This window comes from Kordiimonas sp. (genome assembly GCF_048264555.1).
In the GTDB taxonomy this organism is placed as follows: domain Bacteria; phylum Pseudomonadota; class Alphaproteobacteria; order Sphingomonadales; family Kordiimonadaceae; genus Kordiimonas.
Map to the genome: position 1 here is coordinate 192,364 of NZ_JBLXCX010000003.1, position 16,307 is coordinate 208,670.

The 16,307-nt window shown below is 54.4% G+C and carries 16 protein-coding genes and 1 riboswitch; of the genes, 5 read left to right on the forward strand and 11 right to left on the reverse strand.

Annotation, left to right across the window (positions count from 1 at the left end; translation table 11 throughout):
* Positions 1–3: 3 nt before the first annotated feature.
* Together gcvT and ACN0XZ_RS10675 are read right to left on the reverse strand one after the other, a co-directional pair.
* Complete coding sequence (gene gcvT / locus ACN0XZ_RS10670; RefSeq protein ID WP_417457741.1) at positions 4–1,137, reverse strand: glycine cleavage system aminomethyltransferase GcvT; 1,134 nt, start codon at positions 1,135–1,137, stop codon at positions 4–6.
* A 157-nt stretch (positions 1,138–1,294) separates the two neighbouring features.
* Positions 1,295–1,395: riboswitch (glycine riboswitch) on the reverse strand.
* Positions 1,396–1,549: 154 nt separating this feature from the next.
* Complete coding sequence (locus ACN0XZ_RS10675) at positions 1,550–2,056, reverse strand: hypothetical protein (RefSeq protein WP_417457742.1); 507 nt, start codon at positions 2,054–2,056, stop codon at positions 1,550–1,552.
* Between the two features lie 296 nt (positions 2,057–2,352).
* Between ACN0XZ_RS10675 and ispH the strand changes: the two genes are divergently transcribed.
* The 4 genes from ispH (at position 2,353) to ACN0XZ_RS10695 (ending at position 5,905) form a co-directional block, all read left to right on the forward strand.
* Entirely contained in the window at positions 2,353–3,309 is a 957-nt protein-coding gene (gene ispH / locus ACN0XZ_RS10680) for a 4-hydroxy-3-methylbut-2-enyl diphosphate reductase (protein WP_417457743.1), read from the forward strand.
* Positions 3,309–4,268: a homoserine kinase gene (gene thrB / locus ACN0XZ_RS10685; protein ID WP_417457744.1), complete on the forward strand. Its 960-nt coding sequence runs from the start codon at positions 3,309–3,311 to the stop codon at positions 4,266–4,268. Before ispH ends, thrB begins: the two co-directional genes overlap by 1 nt.
* Positions 4,258–4,707 carry a ribonuclease HI gene (gene rnhA / locus ACN0XZ_RS10690; protein WP_417457745.1) on the forward strand — a complete coding sequence of 150 codons (450 nt, stop codon included), beginning with the start codon at positions 4,258–4,260 and terminating at the stop codon, positions 4,705–4,707. Before thrB ends, rnhA begins: the two co-directional genes overlap by 11 nt.
* A 73-nt stretch (positions 4,708–4,780) precedes the next feature.
* Positions 4,781–5,905 carry a serine hydrolase domain-containing protein gene (locus ACN0XZ_RS10695; protein ID WP_417457746.1) on the forward strand — a complete coding sequence of 375 codons (1,125 nt, stop codon included), beginning with the start codon at positions 4,781–4,783 and terminating at the stop codon, positions 5,903–5,905.
* Between the two features lie 60 nt (positions 5,906–5,965).
* Here the strand turns inward: ACN0XZ_RS10695 and ACN0XZ_RS10700 are convergent, their stop codons facing one another.
* From ACN0XZ_RS10700 to ACN0XZ_RS10725, 6 genes are all read right to left on the reverse strand, one after another.
* The gene (locus ACN0XZ_RS10700; protein ID WP_417457747.1) at positions 5,966–7,627 is read right to left on the reverse strand and encodes a M28 family metallopeptidase; all 1,662 of its coding nucleotides are present in this window, start codon (positions 7,625–7,627) and stop codon (positions 5,966–5,968) included.
* 144 nt (positions 7,628–7,771) lie between these two features.
* A complete protein-coding gene (locus ACN0XZ_RS10705) occupies positions 7,772–9,109 on the reverse strand; it encodes a DsbA family protein (RefSeq protein WP_417457748.1) in 1,338 nt (445 codons plus the stop codon).
* On the reverse strand, positions 9,087–9,548 hold the full coding sequence (locus ACN0XZ_RS10710) for an NfeD family protein (protein WP_417457749.1): 462 nt from the start codon (positions 9,546–9,548) through the stop codon (positions 9,087–9,089). The genes ACN0XZ_RS10705 and ACN0XZ_RS10710 overlap by 23 nt, the downstream gene beginning before the upstream one ends.
* A gap of 4 nt (positions 9,549–9,552) precedes the next feature.
* The gene (locus tag ACN0XZ_RS10715; protein WP_417457750.1) at positions 9,553–10,515 is read right to left on the reverse strand and encodes an SPFH domain-containing protein; all 963 of its coding nucleotides are present in this window, start codon (positions 10,513–10,515) and stop codon (positions 9,553–9,555) included.
* A 128-nt stretch (positions 10,516–10,643) separates the two neighbouring features.
* Positions 10,644–11,126: a peroxiredoxin gene (locus ACN0XZ_RS10720; protein ID WP_417457751.1), complete on the reverse strand. Its 483-nt coding sequence runs from the start codon at positions 11,124–11,126 to the stop codon at positions 10,644–10,646.
* Between the two features lie 79 nt (positions 11,127–11,205).
* Positions 11,206–12,030: a protein-disulfide reductase DsbD domain-containing protein gene (locus tag ACN0XZ_RS10725; RefSeq protein ID WP_417457752.1), complete on the reverse strand. Its 825-nt coding sequence runs from the start codon at positions 12,028–12,030 to the stop codon at positions 11,206–11,208.
* 196 nt (positions 12,031–12,226) lie between these two features.
* On the opposite strand from ACN0XZ_RS10725, the gene ACN0XZ_RS10730 reads away from it, so the two are divergent.
* Positions 12,227–12,790, forward strand: coding sequence for a YqgE/AlgH family protein (locus tag ACN0XZ_RS10730; protein ID WP_417457999.1), 564 nt, complete (start codon positions 12,227–12,229; stop codon positions 12,788–12,790).
* A gap of 15 nt (positions 12,791–12,805) precedes the next feature.
* Here ACN0XZ_RS10730 and ACN0XZ_RS10735 read toward each other — a convergent pair whose 3' ends face one another.
* From ACN0XZ_RS10735 to thrC, 3 genes are all read right to left on the reverse strand, one after another.
* A complete protein-coding gene (locus ACN0XZ_RS10735; protein WP_417457753.1) occupies positions 12,806–13,501 on the reverse strand; it encodes a PAS domain-containing protein in 696 nt (231 codons plus the stop codon).
* A 117-nt stretch (positions 13,502–13,618) separates the two neighbouring features.
* Positions 13,619–14,857: a M16 family metallopeptidase gene (locus ACN0XZ_RS10740; RefSeq protein WP_417457754.1), complete on the reverse strand. Its 1,239-nt coding sequence runs from the start codon at positions 14,855–14,857 to the stop codon at positions 13,619–13,621.
* Complete coding sequence (gene thrC, locus ACN0XZ_RS10745; RefSeq protein ID WP_417457755.1) at positions 14,854–16,263, reverse strand: threonine synthase; 1,410 nt, start codon at positions 16,261–16,263, stop codon at positions 14,854–14,856. The genes ACN0XZ_RS10740 and thrC overlap by 4 nt, the downstream gene beginning before the upstream one ends.
* Positions 16,264–16,307 lie beyond the last annotated feature (44 nt).

Genomic DNA, 16,307 nt, shown 5'->3' on the forward strand with positions numbered 1-16,307 from the left:
GGCTTAAGATGCTTTTTTGCGCACGTAGCGCTGCTCAATAAAGGGTGTTTTTGCAACCACAGCAGGGTGGGCCTTGCCGCGGATCATCAACTGTACTTCAGTGCCAACTTCTGCAAAAGCTTTTGGCACAAATCCCATTGCAACGGGGCCGCCCACGGTTGGGCCAAAACCGCCAGAGGTCACAATGCCAATCTCGTTGCCATCCATATCGGCAATAGCGGTGCCTTCACGCGCTGGTGCACGCCCTGAAGGCAGCAGGCCAACACGCACTTTTGAAGGACCGTCAGCGAGCTCTTTCAAGATGCGGGCGCTACCGGCGAAATCACCGTCTTCACGGCGTTTTTTGCCAAGTGCGAACGTCACGCCCGCCTCAACCGGGCTAACGCTGGCATCAAAGTCGTGACCAGAAAGGCAAAGGCCAGCTTCAAGACGCAGGCTATCCCGCGCGCCAAGGCCGATAAGCTCCACATCGTCGGACCGCAGAAGACGCGACGCCAGCGCTTGTGCTTCACTCTCAGGCACAGAAATTTCATACCCATCCTCGCCCGTGTAGCCGGAACGAGACACCCAACACACAACACCTTCAAGCGTTACTGCCGTCGCTTCCATGAAACCAAGGTCCGCAACTTCAGGCGCAAGCTCTGCCAGAACGGCTTCTGCCTTCGGCCCCTGAAGCGCGATCAGGCCGCGATCCTCCAGTGGCTCGACAGAGATAAGATGGCCGAGTTTTTCCTCAAGGATACCATAGTCTTTATCTTTGCAAGCTGCGTTCACCACCACATAAAGGGTGCCTTCCGCCTCATGGGTGCGAGTGACCATCAGGTCGTCCTCGATACCGCCTTCCTCGTTCAGAAGCAGGGTGTACCGCATCTTGCCGGGCTTCAGCACCTGAAGCGCACCAGGCATCAACTTCTCAATCGCGGCGGCCGGGTCACTACCGTCTTTTGAATGAATGAAACACTGCCCCATATGTGACACGTCAAAAAGGCCAGCCTTCTCGCGTGTAAACTCGTGCTCTTTCATAATGCCAAGCGGATACTGCACCGGCATGGAATAGCCTGCAAAAGGCACCATCTTGCCGCCACGCTCAACGTGCAAATCATAAAGGGGGGTTTTCAGCAGGGTATCATCAGTCATCAGGGCGGCCTCCGCATACGCATTTTTCCGGCAAAGCCGGAGTAAGCGCCCCCTCTGTCACGGAACCTGAGAGATTTGACCAAGTCGCATACCCTTGCGCCTTGGCTTACCCCGTCGGTGAGCACGCATTGCTGCAATGCTACTTTCCAGAGGGTCACATAGCTGTGCGGTCCTTTTGCCTGAGAGTTTCCGGGGCGGTTGCTCCTTCGGCGCCGACTGTGGGTTACCCCGGGTGTCGATCTCTCCCGCACAGGCGGTGCAGCAACCCCGAAATGCATTGGCTGCCACGTGACCTGATGTGCGCGATCATATGCAGAAGAAAGCGGGCAGAGTCAATCGTGAAGGATACGCGCAGGACACAAAAAAGGGGCCGCAAAGCCCCCTCTTAATCAGCTGCTACGGTTTTCGCGTACTACCGCTCCATATTGTAGACAACGTCCTGCGCATCCATTTGGAAGCCTAGGAGCACTTCATAGTTATAGCGCCGGGCCTGCTCGATCGTTGGCACCAACTGGCGTACAACTTCACGGCTGCGAGCAAAACCGTCACGGTCGAAGCGCAGCGTTACGTCATAAATCTCTTTCGAAACGATCTGGCTATTGTCTTTCAATACCGCCACAAAATAAGGGATTGTCACCTCACGCCCCGCAAATGCGGGCCCTGTGTTGCCGCCAACATAGAAGGTCACGGTGTTCTGGACGCTTTCACCCTCAGCACACTCCGTCGTCACGTCCATGATGGAAGCCGTGTATTGCACATCATCCGTTGTGCGGCCTTCCCCTTTGAAGCGGGTCAGTGTGCCCATGTCACCAACGATGGCGACAGCAGGACAGCGAGAAACCACCACTTCAAGCGGGCTTCTGTTACAGGCCGCCAGCATGAGAGTGAGCGCTGCCAAAAACACAAAACGAACGGACATCAAGAACCCTTTCAAAATATTCCTCCCCAACACGGCGCCAGCATTTTTTTCGCGCACTGTGTGGATTTTGGCGGCGATCATAAAAAGAAGACGACCCAAGCGCAAGCAGGCATCTGCTTCACGCCGGTTTCTTTTTAAAGCCGCGCAAAAAGCCAGCATTTCGAACCAGAAATTCAGCTACGTGCCAAGCATGACAATATTAGGGCAACAAAAGCCCATCTCGGGCAAGACAGCGCCTTGACCAGCGCCTGCATGGCAGGTAGCTAGAGGGGAACGAGTTCTCAGGAGATGATGACATGTCATCAACAGGCACCACCCCCCTTCGTATACTGCTTGCCAACCCCAGAGGGTTTTGCGCAGGCGTAGACCGCGCGATTAAAATCGTGGAACTGGCGATCAAGAAATTTGGTGCACCCGTTTATGTACGACACGAGATTGTACACAACCGCTATGTGGTTGAAGGGCTTGAAGCACAGGGTGCGGTGTTTGTTGACGAACTTGATGAAGTCCCTGATGACGTGCCGGTCGTATTTTCAGCGCACGGAGTACCCAAAGCGGTGCCTGCCGAAGCAGAAAAACGCAAAATGATCTATGTGGATGCCACCTGCCCGCTGGTGAGCAAGGTGCACCGCGAGGTGGAACGCCACCAGGCACACGGGCGACATATTCTGATGATTGGCCACGCTGGTCACCCCGAGGTGATTGGAACAATGGGCCAGGTCCCACCCGGCTCAATGACGTTGATTGAAACGGTAGAAGACGCTGAAAATGTGATGCCGCAAAACCCGGACGAACTCTCCTTCGTGACCCAGACAACCCTGTCAGTAGATGACACCATAGAAATCGTTGCTGTACTGGAACGCCGATTCCCCGGCCTGACCAAGCCGAAGAAGGAAGACATCTGCTACGCCACCACCAACCGGCAAGTGGCTGTGAAGGAAGTCGCAAAACAGGCTGACCGAGTAATCGTGATCGGTTCTCGCAACTCCTCAAATAGCCGCAGGCTGGTTGAAGTATCGGAGAAAGCGGGTTGCCCGGCACGGCTCGTCCTTCGCGCGGCAGACCTCGACTGGGACTGGCTTGCGGGCGCAACGGCTGTTGGCATCTCCGCTGGCGCCAGCGCACCTGAAATATTGGTTGAAGAAGTTATTGATGCGCTGAAAGAGCGCTTCGATGCCAAAGTGGAGCTTGTTACAACAGCAGAAGAAGATGTGATCTTCAAAGTACCACCGATGCTCAAGGACGTTGCCTGATGGCAGTTTACACTCAGGTCGACGACCGCACGCTTGCGGCTTTTCTAAATGACTATGACGTCGGCGAAGCCACCAGTTTCAAAGGGATCGCGGAGGGGGTGGAGAACTCCAATTATCTTTTGGAAACCACAAAAGCGCGCTTCATTCTGACCCTTTATGAAAAACGTGCGAACCCGGAGGACCTGCCATATTTCCTCGACATGATGGAACATCTGGCGAAACACAATATCCCGGCACCCCTACCGATCAAGGATAATGAGGGCAATGCGCTGCGCGCCCTGAACGGCAGACCTGCATGCCTGATCAGCTTTCTCTCAGGTGTGAGCATTAATGAGCCCAGCCCTGAGCATTCTGGAGCCCTTGGTGCCATGCTCGCGCGCATGCATGTTGCCACACAAGATTTTGCGCAAAACCGCCCCAATGATCTTTCACTTGAAGGATGGCAGAAGCTCGCGCGAGACACTCAGGCGAGAGCAGATGAAGTTGCACCCGGCCTCGCGGCCCTGATCGAGGAGGAACTGGCTTTCCTTAGCGCGAACTGGCCAAAAGGTTTGCCAACCGGCACCGTTCACGCTGACCTTTTCCCCGATAACGTTCTTTTCACAGGACATGATATCACGGGTGTTATCGACTTCTACTTCGGCTGCACCGACTATCTCGCGTACGACATAGCCGTGTGCATAAATGCATGGTGCTTTGATCGGGAACAACGTTTCAACGCGCAGTGCGCCAAGCGCATGACCGAACTGTACGACGCGCATCGCAGGCTTGAAGGTTCAGAAGTTGCAGCCCTGCCGATACTCTGCCGTGGTGCAGCCCTCCGGTTCCTGTTGACCAGACTTTATGACTGGCTCAACCCGGTAGCGGGCGCAGTCGTGAAACCTCATGACCCGATTGAGTACCTCAAAAAGCTGAAATTCCATCAATCCGTCCGGGACGCTGCAGATTATGTCGTCTAAAGGAAAAACGGTAGACATCTACACAGACGGTGCGTGTTCGGGCAACCCAGGCCCCGGCGGCTGGGGTGTGTTGATGCTATATGGTGAGCATGAAAAGGAGCTGACTGGCGGCGAGATGGAGACTACCAACAACCGGATGGAGCTTACGGCCGCTATCGAGGCCCTGAATGCGCTTAGCCGCCCATGCAAGGTAGACCTTCACACCGACAGCACCTATGTGCGCGATGGTATCACCAAATGGATCCACGGCTGGAAAGCGAAAGACTGGCGCACTGCTGCTAAAAAACCGGTCAAAAACGCAGACCTATGGCAAGCGCTCGATAAGGCGGTCGCGCGCCACGACATCAACTGGATCTGGGTAAAGGGGCATGCTGGGGACCCCGGTAATGAGCGGGCGGACGCGCTCGCTAACCAAGGCATGGCCCCCTACAAGCCCTAGAGGCTAGTCCAAGTAGATTGGCGTTTTCTATCAGCCGCGCTATTCTCCCCAGAATTGTGAGAGGGGAGATTTTATGATTGCACGCAGTTGGGCGCTCATCGCCGTTTTATACACATTCGCAAGCACCAGCGTGGTTGCCGATAGCACTATAGAGCATGCTATCCGTACAGCAGCCGAAAGCGAACTACAAAAACCAACCGTTGTGGGGCTTTCGGTCGCTGTCGGCAAAGGCGATCAGGTTGTTTATGCTGAGGGATTCGGCGCCGCCAACATTGAAACGGGAGAGGAAGTCTCAGCCAGCACCAAAATGCGTGTCGGCAGCGTTTCAAAGGTCTTCACCACGGCACTTCTGGGCAAATTATATGAGGGTGGCAAGCTGGACCTCGACGCCCCGGTTGAGACCTACGTGCCAGCCTTCCCCCAAAAAAGGTGGCCTGTCAGCCTCCGGCAAATGGCCGCGCATATGGGCGGCATACGGCACTATAGAGGGGATGAATTTCTGAACACTCACTATTACCCCACTGTTACTGAGGGCATTGAAATGTTCATCCATGATCCGCTGATTTTTGAGCCCGGCACACAGGTACAATATTCAAGCCATGCCTGGAACCTGATCAGCGCCGCCCTTGAAGGCGCCGGAGGAGATAGCTTCCTCACCATGATGGACGAACAGGTATTTGGTGAGATTGGCATGCAGGACACCATGGCGGAAGATATCACGAAGCCCCTTTCCGACCTCAGCGCCTTCCATGTGAATGATGACGGGACCCCGGTGATAGCCCCCTTTGTGGACAATAGTTATAAATGGGCAGGTGGCGGCTTCATTGGTACCGCAAGCGATATGGTGTGCTTCGGGCTTGCTCACACGAAAGCAGGATTCCTCAAGCAGGAAACGCTGGATCTCCTCTTTAAAGAACAACATACAAATGACAGCCAACCTGCGGGCTTTGGTATTGGCTGGATGACCGCAGGCAACATGCGTGGTCGGCTAAAACGCGACGGGCTGACGGACTATCTGCCGGTAGTGCATGATCACCTCGTATGGCATTCGGGCGGGTCAATGGGCGGTGTTGCGCTTCTTCTTGTGGATACGGAGCATGACATCGCGGTTGGCCTGCTCGCCAATCACGGTCAGGCTTTCCCCGCCCTTATGCGTGTGGGCCTTGAAGCTTTGCAAGCTGCCCTTGCGTCAAACTAAAAAATGGAAAAGGCGCAGCATCTGCTGCGCCTCTCAATAAAGCTGGTTTCGCTTAACCTTCTACCGCGCGAAGGTCGTGCCAAAGAAGTCGCCTTCGTTCCAGGTTGGGCGGGCATCCGTGTTGGCAATTGAGTTGACGATCAACCAGTTCACCTTGGCGAACTTTGCGCCTGCGTCATAGTTGATCTCTTGGCTCAGATCATCATGCGGCGAGTGATAGGTTTTACCCAGAAACTCGCGGAAAATAGCACCGCCATCTTCGCCAGCTTCTGTTTTGCCCCAACCCGTTACAAGGAAGACCGAGGGAATGCCCTGCTGCACAAAGCGGTAGTGATCACTGCGTGTAAAGATGCCCTCTTCAGGCATCGGGTCCGGCCCCAAAGTTACGTTGATCTGTGCGAGCGCCGCTTCGGTAACCGGGCCAAGGCTGCTGCGTTCCGCACCAAATGCTACCACGTCACTGAAATCATAAAGAAGGATCGGCATGTCGAGGTTGACGTTAGCCACCATTGCTGACTTCTCAACCGTCGGGAAATGCGCGAAATACTCGGCACCCAACAGGCCTTTTTCTTCCGCAACAACCGCTGCGAACAGGATAGACCGCCGTGGTTTAACCCCTGCACGAGCATATGCACGCGCGACTTCCATCATGACAGACACGCCCGTTGCATTATCAATGGCGCCATTGTTGATCTTGTCATCGCCCTTCGCGTGCTCTGCAATGCCGATATGATCCAGGTGGGCAGACAGAACAACGTACTCATCCTTGAGGACAGGATCGGAGCCTTCGAGCACAGCCAGAACATTGGGGCTTTCGAACACGTCAGACAGTTCACTATCAAACGCCATATGCGCCGTTACGCCAGTATCAAAGCCTTTAGGTGAGCCGACTTCTGCCTCGTTCAGAATTTCATCAAACGATTTGCCTGCTGCCTCAAAAATCTGGCGCGCAACGTCATGGCTGATAGCCGCAGACAACGCCACACCCGGCTTTGGGGCTTCACCCGTTTCAGGCATCACCCAATCGAAGCTCTCAATGCCAAGGTATTTTTTAAGCCGTTCAAACGGGCGCCGCTTCTCGTTCGTGAGGGAGCCAAATGAAATATATCCAATTGCGCCCCGTTTCGCGAACTCGGCCCGTTTGGTGGTCGACGACCCATGATGCGCACGAACTTCCGTGTTGAAAGAGGTCGGTCCGCCAGAAAGGGTCAATACGATCTTGCCGTTCAGGTCGAGGCCAGCGAGGTCATCATGGCCAATCTCAGGCGCGTGAATGCCGTAGCCCGCGAATACAATCTCACCTGTTTCATCACCGGATGGCAAGCGCACCTCGCCGCCCATGAAAAAATCGTCACCCAGATTGAGTGTTTTTTCTTCGCCATTCAGCGTCAGGGACATGCTGGCTTTAGCCTGATCCAGCTTTGCTGTCTGAAATGGTACTTCCTGGAAATAGGAACCGTCCACGCCAGCAGGCTTGAGCCCAAGCCGGGCATATTCCGCAGCCACATAATTGGCGGCAATCCGGTACCCCTCGCTGCCGGTGTCCCGACCGCGTAACAGGTCGTCCGCGAGGAAGGTCACGTCCGCTTTGATGCGGTCCGGACTGAAAGTTGGAATATCGCTGTCAGAAGTCGCCGTTTTCACCTGAGCGCCGGTGCATGCAGCCAGCACACCAAGCGCAAGAAGGGAAAATCCCCTGCGTAGTATTTTTTTCGTTTTCACTTTTCTATCCCATATTTTGACGCGAGCACGCCGTACCGAGCCCCACCCCGGGCTCTTATTTGTCACCAATTGAAGATAACCAGCACAATTCAATAGTCAATGTACACAAAAGTAAGCCCCAAGCATGACTACCGCGATCACTGCTTACTGTTGTTTAAGTGCCTCAACAATGGCCCACATGCGGTCCTGCCCCCACAACGTCGCAGTACCTATTCTGAATGTGGGCACACCCCAACTACCGTTCATCAGCATCATCTGCCGGTTGCGTTCTGCAATAGGCTGCCACACGTCACGCGGCATGGCGCCTGCTGCCTTGGCTGTCTGGATACCGGCTTTTTCAAGAATTTTCCTGAGCCCTGCATCACTCGCCCCGTCAATACTCTCGGCCCAAACGCCACGGGTAAATGCTTTGAAAAACGCGAGATCTTCTCCGTCATCGGCAAGGCGAATACCCAGCGCCATGGCTTTGTTGGTGGCCTCCCCGAGAGGGTCCACCACACGTCCAAAGGGAATGCCCTCAACACGAGCCTCACGCGCGGCATCGGTGAAAATATAGCGCCGCTTGGCAGCTGGCACAGGCAAGCCCCGCATCACCATCGGCAGCACGGGTTTGAGCTTCAAGCGAATGCCCGACGCCTTGGCAAAATCTGATGCCAGATGAAGGGCGATATAACTATAAGGGCTACGTACAGAGAAGAAGAGCTCGAGGGTGCGGCCAGACACACTTCTGTCCAGATTCTCCAGCCCATAGCGCCAGAGCCTATGCAGTTCAAAATGAACCTCATCATCACCAGCACCGAGCCGGTTCAGGCGTTTTTCAAGGTGGTCCAGTCGGTCAAGGCCGGGATAAAACTCACCGTCATAATACAGGTTTCCGGACGCATAGTGACCAAGCCTGGTGAGCAATCGCTCGTTCTCACTGAGCAGATTTTCATCAATATCAGCGGCCACACACAGGGCTCGCACCCCTTTAATGTCTTGCTGCCACAGCGCCGAGCCTACTTCTTCCGCAATCGAGAAAAAGTTCGGATCATTCTGTACCTTCGCTAACTGCCTGTTGGCCATACCGACCGCAAGCCTGTCCGGCACGGTGGCAGAAGACGGGAACCCCAGCCCATATAGCCGCGCGAGCCTCGTGGCATCTATGATGGAATAAGCTTCATAGCGCTGCGGGTCGGGATACATATTGGCAGGAAGACGTTCAACAACAAGCGGCCTGATGCGCACGTCAAACCGCGCTGCAAGATCAGGCAACACCTGCACCATCAGTTGGCTGTATGGATCGTCTGCCCGGTGAAAGTATAAAATTTCCCGAGGTGCCCGTTTGAGCTTCCGAACGGCTTCAGAGCGCGCGCGGGCGAGGTTTTGCCGCCCCTCGCTTGCAAGCCAAGCACCAACATATGATTTAATAGAGTTCCCGATGTTCATCACATGCTGATGATCGAAAAAGAAGAGCCTGTCAATCTTCGACAGGCTCCACATTCATCACTATGCCATTGATGGACATCACTTTCACTCGGGTTCCCTCAGCCGCGTCAGGGCCTTCCGCAAGCCAGCGACTATCGCCAACCGCGACATGCCCACGCCCATTCACGATGGCATCGGAGACCAGATAGACCTTACCCACATGAGACTGCCCGCGCGTATTCACAACCGGCGCACCTTCTTCCAGCATCTTCGCGTAGAAGAACCTGTTCCCGATATAGATGGACACAGCACCAAGGATCGCAAAAGCGAGGCCGTGCCCATCAAACCCCATATCGGGCATGAAGAAGGCCAGTAACCCCGTCACCAAACCCGCAACGCCGATCCATAGGAGATAAACACCAGGAATAACCATCTCCCCGACAAGGAGAAGGATGCCAACACCCCACCAGATCCAATGAGCATTCTCAACTGCCCAGCTTAGATATGCTTCCATGTTTCTACTCCGTTGTGGGGATGCCGCTGCGGGTGGTTTTACGGCTCCCGCTGTCCTTGTTCAGGTCCTTGAACAGCTCGGAAATCCCGCCAAGAGAGCCAATCACACTTGAAGCCTCCATGGGCATAAAGACGAGCTTTTCATTTGGCGAACGGGCGAAGCTGTGCAGGGTTTCAACATATTTTTGCGCAACAAAATAGTTGATAGCTTGGGCGTCCCCTTCGGCGATGGCTTTCGAGACCATCTCTGTCGCTTTTGCTTCGGCTTCCGCTTCCCGTTCACGCGCCTCGGCATCTTTATAAGCTGCTTCTCGTCGGCCCTCAGCCTGCAGAATGGCTGCCATTTTTTGGCCTTCTGCCCGCTTGATCTCCGACTCCCGCTGTCCCTCGGCCTCAAGAATAGCGGCCCGTTTTTCCCGTTCTGCCTTCATCTGGCGCGCCATCGAATCAACGATATCCCGTGGCGGCTCGATATCCTTGATTTCGATCCGGGTGATTTTCACACCCCAAGGCTGGGTCGCACCATCAACCACATTCATCAGCCGCGCATTGATGTCGTCCCGCTTGGACAGAAGCTCATCCAGATCCATCGATCCCATCACCGTACGCAAGTTCGTCATGGTCAGGTTCAGGATGGCGATCTCAAGGTTATTCACTTCGTAGCTGGCTTTTGACGCATCAAGAACCTGGAAGAAGACCACACCATCCGCCGCAACCATGGCGTTATCACGCGTGATCACTTCCTGTGTGGGTATATCAAGCACCTGCTCCATCATGATAATCTTGCGCCCGATACGGTCGATTAAAGGCATAATCAGATGCAAGCCGGGCGTGAGTGTGCCGGTGTAACGCCCGAACCGCTCAACCGTATATTCGTATCCTTGCTTGACCATCACAACGGACGAAAAAACGAGGACAATCGCAAAAAGGACAATAAGCCCAACAACGATGGTAGACATTTCAAGCATAGGTAAAATCCCCCGTGGCTATGCCTGTCGAGCCTGTCTCATATAGGCATAATTTATATATAGGGAGATTGCGTGAAACAAAAAAGGGCAGCCGAAGCCGCCCTGATTTTTTTATAGGTTCTAAGGCCTTAGAGTTGCGCGAGCATATGCTCGGCACTTGAAACCTGAAAGGCGCCCGGTTCTTCAAGGTTAAGCTCGGTCACAACGCCGTCTTCAACAATCATGGAGAAGCGCTTGGAGCGCAGGCCCATACCAAAGCCGGACGCATCCATCTCAAGGCCCAAAGCCTTTGCGAACAGGCCATTGCCGTCAGCCAGCATGGTTACCTTGCCGTCAACACCGGCGCTTTTGCCCCATGCATCCATCACAAAAACATCGTTCACGGACATGCAGGCAATTTCATCAACACCTTTCCCTAAAATCGAGTCGGCATTTTCAACAAAGCCAGGCAGATGTTTTGCTGAGCATGTCGGTGTGAAAGCGCCAGGCACGGAAAAAAGTGCAACCTTGCGGCCAGCAAAAAATTCATCGGTAGCAACCGGCCCTGGGCCGTCTGCCGTCATGGCATTGAGGGTTGCACTTGGTACTTTGTCGCCAACTTTAATGGTCATTGCTCGCTCCTCACGATAGCTGAAAATAGCTGAAATCTGGTGCCACTTTACTTGGATTGTTCACAGAGACAAGGGGCCTTTATGGCTCAAGCGCTATGGTACGATCAATGGCATGCCCATCCCCGTCTAAAAACGTGAGCCGCACCTTTTGCCCCCGCAGGTCTTCCGGGTTCTTTCCTGTCATCGCCATGAGGACAAAACGCGCGGATGTACCGTCGCCCATGAGGCTCATCTCCGGTGCGCCAAAGTGAAACTTTGGACCCGCTTCCGCGAGCAAATCAGCGCCGGACAGGCTGCCTTCTGCCACCACATCAACGATCACCCGCTGATGCCCCGGAACGCCCATCACCTTGGCACCAACCACCTCTAGCCCCGCGCCTGCATCTCCTTCGCGCGCAGGTACGCGCTTCATCCATAGTTCAAGCCGGATGTCATGCGGGGACGTTTCACCTGCAAGGCTTTCGGACGGAAGTTCATAGTCTGCCTCAAAGGGTACACAAATCTCTTTGCAGACCATGAAGTCGGCACGCACCTTCAGGTCGTCGTCGTCCGCCGGTGCAGCCATATAGAAAGGCAGCAATACCTTATGGCTGTATCCATAGGTTTGAAGCCCAAATAGTTCAAAACGTTCAGGTGTTGGATAAAGTATCTCTATCTCATCGTCACCTGCGTGGAGGCGCACTGGCAACCCCGCCTCACCGGGGGAACGCCAATAGGTCTTCCACCCTGGCGCAAGCTCGGCTTCCCACGCCAGCAAGGCTTCACCCTGCCGCATCATGTCTGCGGAGCCGGTTACGAGCCTTGTCTTGATCATGCCTTGATGATCCTGCCACGGGCTTTCGCCCGCAAATACATGGCTGGACGTGATAGCAAAGAACCATAACAACAGGGTGATAAAACGCATTTTAAACTCCGGCGATAAACTTCGCATTATGTAGCAACACTGCGCCCCACGCGCCAGACGCATTTCTTCACATTGCTGTTAAGCTGTTGACCTTGAGGGCCGAGACCTCACATGTATGAAAAGAGTGGCCCCAGCCCGTGCAGATTGCGCGGCGCGACCATCCAAGGTAAGCTGGACCCATGATAGAGATATGCAGATGACATCTTCCACCTTCCTAGACAGCAAACTCCTGCTTGCCATGCCCAGCATGACAGACCCGCGGTTTGAACGAAGCGTTATCTATATGTGCTCTCACGACAGTTCAGGAGCGATGGGGCTTGTCATCAACCAGGCCTTCAGCAACCTCTCATTTGAGGGCCTGCTCGAGCAACTGGATATTGAGACTGACGGTAACGCACCCGACATTCCCGTTCACTCGGGCGGCCCGATGGAGCCGGGACGTGGCTTCGTGCTTCACAGTGCAGATTTTGTGCAGGAATCAACGCTGATTGTCAGCGAAACTCTCGCGCTTTCTGCCACCGTTGATATCCTTCAGGCGATGGCCGCTGGCGGCGGCCCGCGCAACCATCTACTCGCGCTCGGCTACGCTGGCTGGAGCGCCGGGCAGTTGGAGCAGGAAATACAAGCCAACGCTTGGCTCACATCAGAAGCGGATGAAGAGATCGTCTTTCATACGGAGCTTGAACAGAAGTGGCCTCGGGCCATGGCCATGTTGGGGGTCAATGTTTCGATGCTTTCATCAGACGCCGGACACGCTTAAAAGCTAGATTGACCATCAGTTGAGACACTGAGTTTGGTCGCTGCCCAGACCATCCAGCTCAATAGACGGCACCCCCATCAAACCAGGCACACCACCTTTGCGCTCAATTTCCAGAACCTTGTCCACGTCAACGGCTCTGATCGTGATATCGAGGCGCTCCAGCGCCGCTTGTACGCGCGGTGATAGCTGACAGTTGAGCATCACCCGAGGTGATGGCACCACGAGTATTTCAGAGAGGTCATGCTGAAACTCGCCCCATCTGTCGGTAAAGCCCTGGTTGTCAAATTCAAACGGGCGTACAACACCCACAAGGATTGTCCCCCCCATCGCGCGAGGTTCCGTAAACGGAAGCGCCAGAACTTCCATCTCAAAGGTTTCATTCTTGTCGAAAGCCAGGGCGCCCGTGCGCAATACGCCGCACGATTGAACAAGCGCAACGGCATATAGTTCTGCCATCAAACCAGCTTGCTCACGGTTGGAGAATATCTCGCCATACGTACGCCCGGCCATGCCGCGCCCGACAGCCGCTTCAAGGGATGACCCAGCAAGCCGGTACCGCAAACTGCCGTCCTCGCCCATCTCCAGAATAAACATCCATGGCAACAGGTTGGTAAGTTTTCGGAGATCAAGCGCTGTCCGCTCAGGTATGGCTTTACCACCCCCAAGAGACCGCCAATAACTCAGTAGATGGCATACCTCTGAGCTTAACAACCATACCCCCTATGAAATTGCCGCGAGACGTTACCATCTTACGCAGAAATCATCAATACTTAGACGAGCATCTATTCGTGGGGTAATTTTACCTGTTTTTGATTCAATTGAAGGTGATCAGAAAGTAATCGAATCCAATTCGCCATCACCAACTATCGCCATGGAGACTGAATTCGAATCCATTATTTGCTGGGCAATACGCGCGACATCTTTGGCATCGACGCGCTCCACATTTTCGATCATCTCTTCGATCGGCAGAATGCGTTCGAAAATCAGCATCTGACGACCAAGTTGCTCCATCCGCGATGTGGTCGCTTCAAGCGCCATCATGAGGCCGGATTTGAGCTGCGCGAGAGCAATACGAAACTCTTCATCGCTTGGGCCTTTGGTCAGGGCTTCCATCTCCGCCTTGATCACCGGCATCATGCCCGGTGCAAGCTCTGGTCCCGTGCCCGCGTATAACCCAAAGATACCCGTGTCTTTATGGCTGCTGGTGAAGCTATATACGGAATATGCCAAACCACGTTCTTCGCGCACTTCCTGGAACAGGCGTGAGGACATGCCCCCACCCAGAATGGTCGAATAGACCTGAAGTGCATAATAGTCAGGGTCATTGAAGGAACACCCGGGCCACGCCGCAGTGACATGAACCTGCTCCAGATCACGTCGTTCCACAACCCGGCCACCGATATATTTTGCAGGCTCAGCCGCTTTTACCTTCTCGGTTCCGATATCAGCAAACTTCTCAGACACCAGCGCAACCAACACATCATGGTCAAGGTTACCGACCGCCGATATAACCACATTACTGGCTGTATAGTTGTGCGACAGATAGCTGAGCAGATTTTCAGACGTAAGAGCGCGAACAGTATCCGGCTCACCCAAAATTGTGCGCCCAATAGGCTGGTCACGAAAAGCAGCAACCTGCAGATGGTCAAAAACCACATCATCCGGCGTATCAAGCGCCTGCCCGATTTCCTGCAGGATCACTTCTTTCTCACGCTTCAGTTCATGCTCAGAACACACGCTGTTGAGCACGATATCGGAAAGGAGGTCGACCGCGAGAGGCAGGTCGTCTTTCATGACCCGTGCGTAATAGGTGGTGTTATCGCGCGAGGTATAGGCGTTCATATGCCCGCCTACGGCCTCAATCTCAAATGCAATATCGCGGGAGCTGCGCCGTTTGGTGCCTTTGAAAAGCATATGCTCAAGGCAATGCGTAATGCCGTTCAGCTCTTTTGGCTCATGCCGGGCACCAACGTCAACCCAGACGCCCACTGCCACCGTTTGAATAGACTTCCGGCTTTCACTAACGATCCGCAAGCCACTTGGCAGTTGGGTTATTCTTACACTCAAGACCAGTTTCCTTCCAGCACCCGGGCTTGCAATGCAGCCAAATCGTTCGGGAGCGTCATCATTCTTTCCTTGCGGTCCATCAGGTCCGCCATATGGTGCGGCAGCGCGGACTCTACCCCCGTCGCTTCCTTAACTGCCTCCCCAAACTTGGCAGGGTGTGCCGTGGAAAGCGTTACACGCGGGGCACCATCGTCTGGCAGGCAGGTATTTGCCGCCTCGATCCCGACCGCCGTATGCGGGTCAGCGATATAGCCGCCAGATGCATGTAGTTCCTGCATCACCGCTTTGGTGGTTTCATCATCCACACGCTCCGCCGCGAACAGGGTTTTGAGCGCATCATGGTGTTCCTTGTCAAGGGTGAAGCCACCTGTACTCGCGAGATCATCCATATATCGCCGGATCACACCTGCATCTCTCCCTGCAATATCAAACAGCATGCGTTCAAAGTTGCTGGAGATCTGGATATCCATGCTCGGCGACAATGTGGAATACACATCGCCGCGTTCATACCGCCCAGTGGCAAGGGTGCGAGCAAGGATGTCGTTCGAATTGGTGGCAATCACCAGCTTCTCAATCGGCAGACCCATCTTGGAAGCGATATAACCCGCAAAGATATCCCCGAAGTTGCCTGTCGGCACACTATAGGAGACCGCTCTGTCCGGGGCACCAAGCGCCACGGCAGAGGTGAAATAATACACGATCTGCGCCATAACCCGGGCCCAGTTGATGGAGTTCACAGCAGTGAGGCCTACTTTGTCCCGAAACGCAAGGTCATTAAAGCTGGCTTTCACAAGTGCCTGGCAGTCGTCAAAGTTTCCTTCAACGGCTATGTTGACCACATTGTCTTCAAGCACGCTGGTCATCTGCCTGCGCTGCACTTCAGACACGCGCCCCTTTGGGTGCAGCATGAAGATGGAGACATTGTCGCGTCCACGACACCCCTTAATAGCGGCAGAACCGGTATCACCAGACGTAGCACCAAGGATGGTCAGCTTCTCGCCGCGTTTTGCGGTGAAATGATCAAAAAAACGCCCAAGCAGTTGGAGCGCAAAATCCTTGAACGCAAGCGTCGGCCCGTGAAAAAGCTCAAGCAGCCAGTCATTCGCACCCGTCTGCACCAAGGGAGCAACTGCCGGATGCCGGAACTGGCCACCATAGTTTTCGTCATAAGTCGCATCCAGCATGCGCTTGAGCTCAGCTTCGCTTAGGCAGTCACCCACAAAAGGGGCGATCACCTCAAACGCAACTTCCGCATAGGTTTTGCCGCGCATCGCCCGAATATCGTCTGCACTGAAAGTTGGAATTTCTTCCGGCACATAAAGGCCGCCATCACGCGCAAGACCTGTTAGCGTTACACCCTCAAAATCCAGGCTCTCAGCCTGACCACGTGTAGAAATATATTTCACGATACCAACACTCGACTTTATGAAAATTGCGAGACTTACTCTTA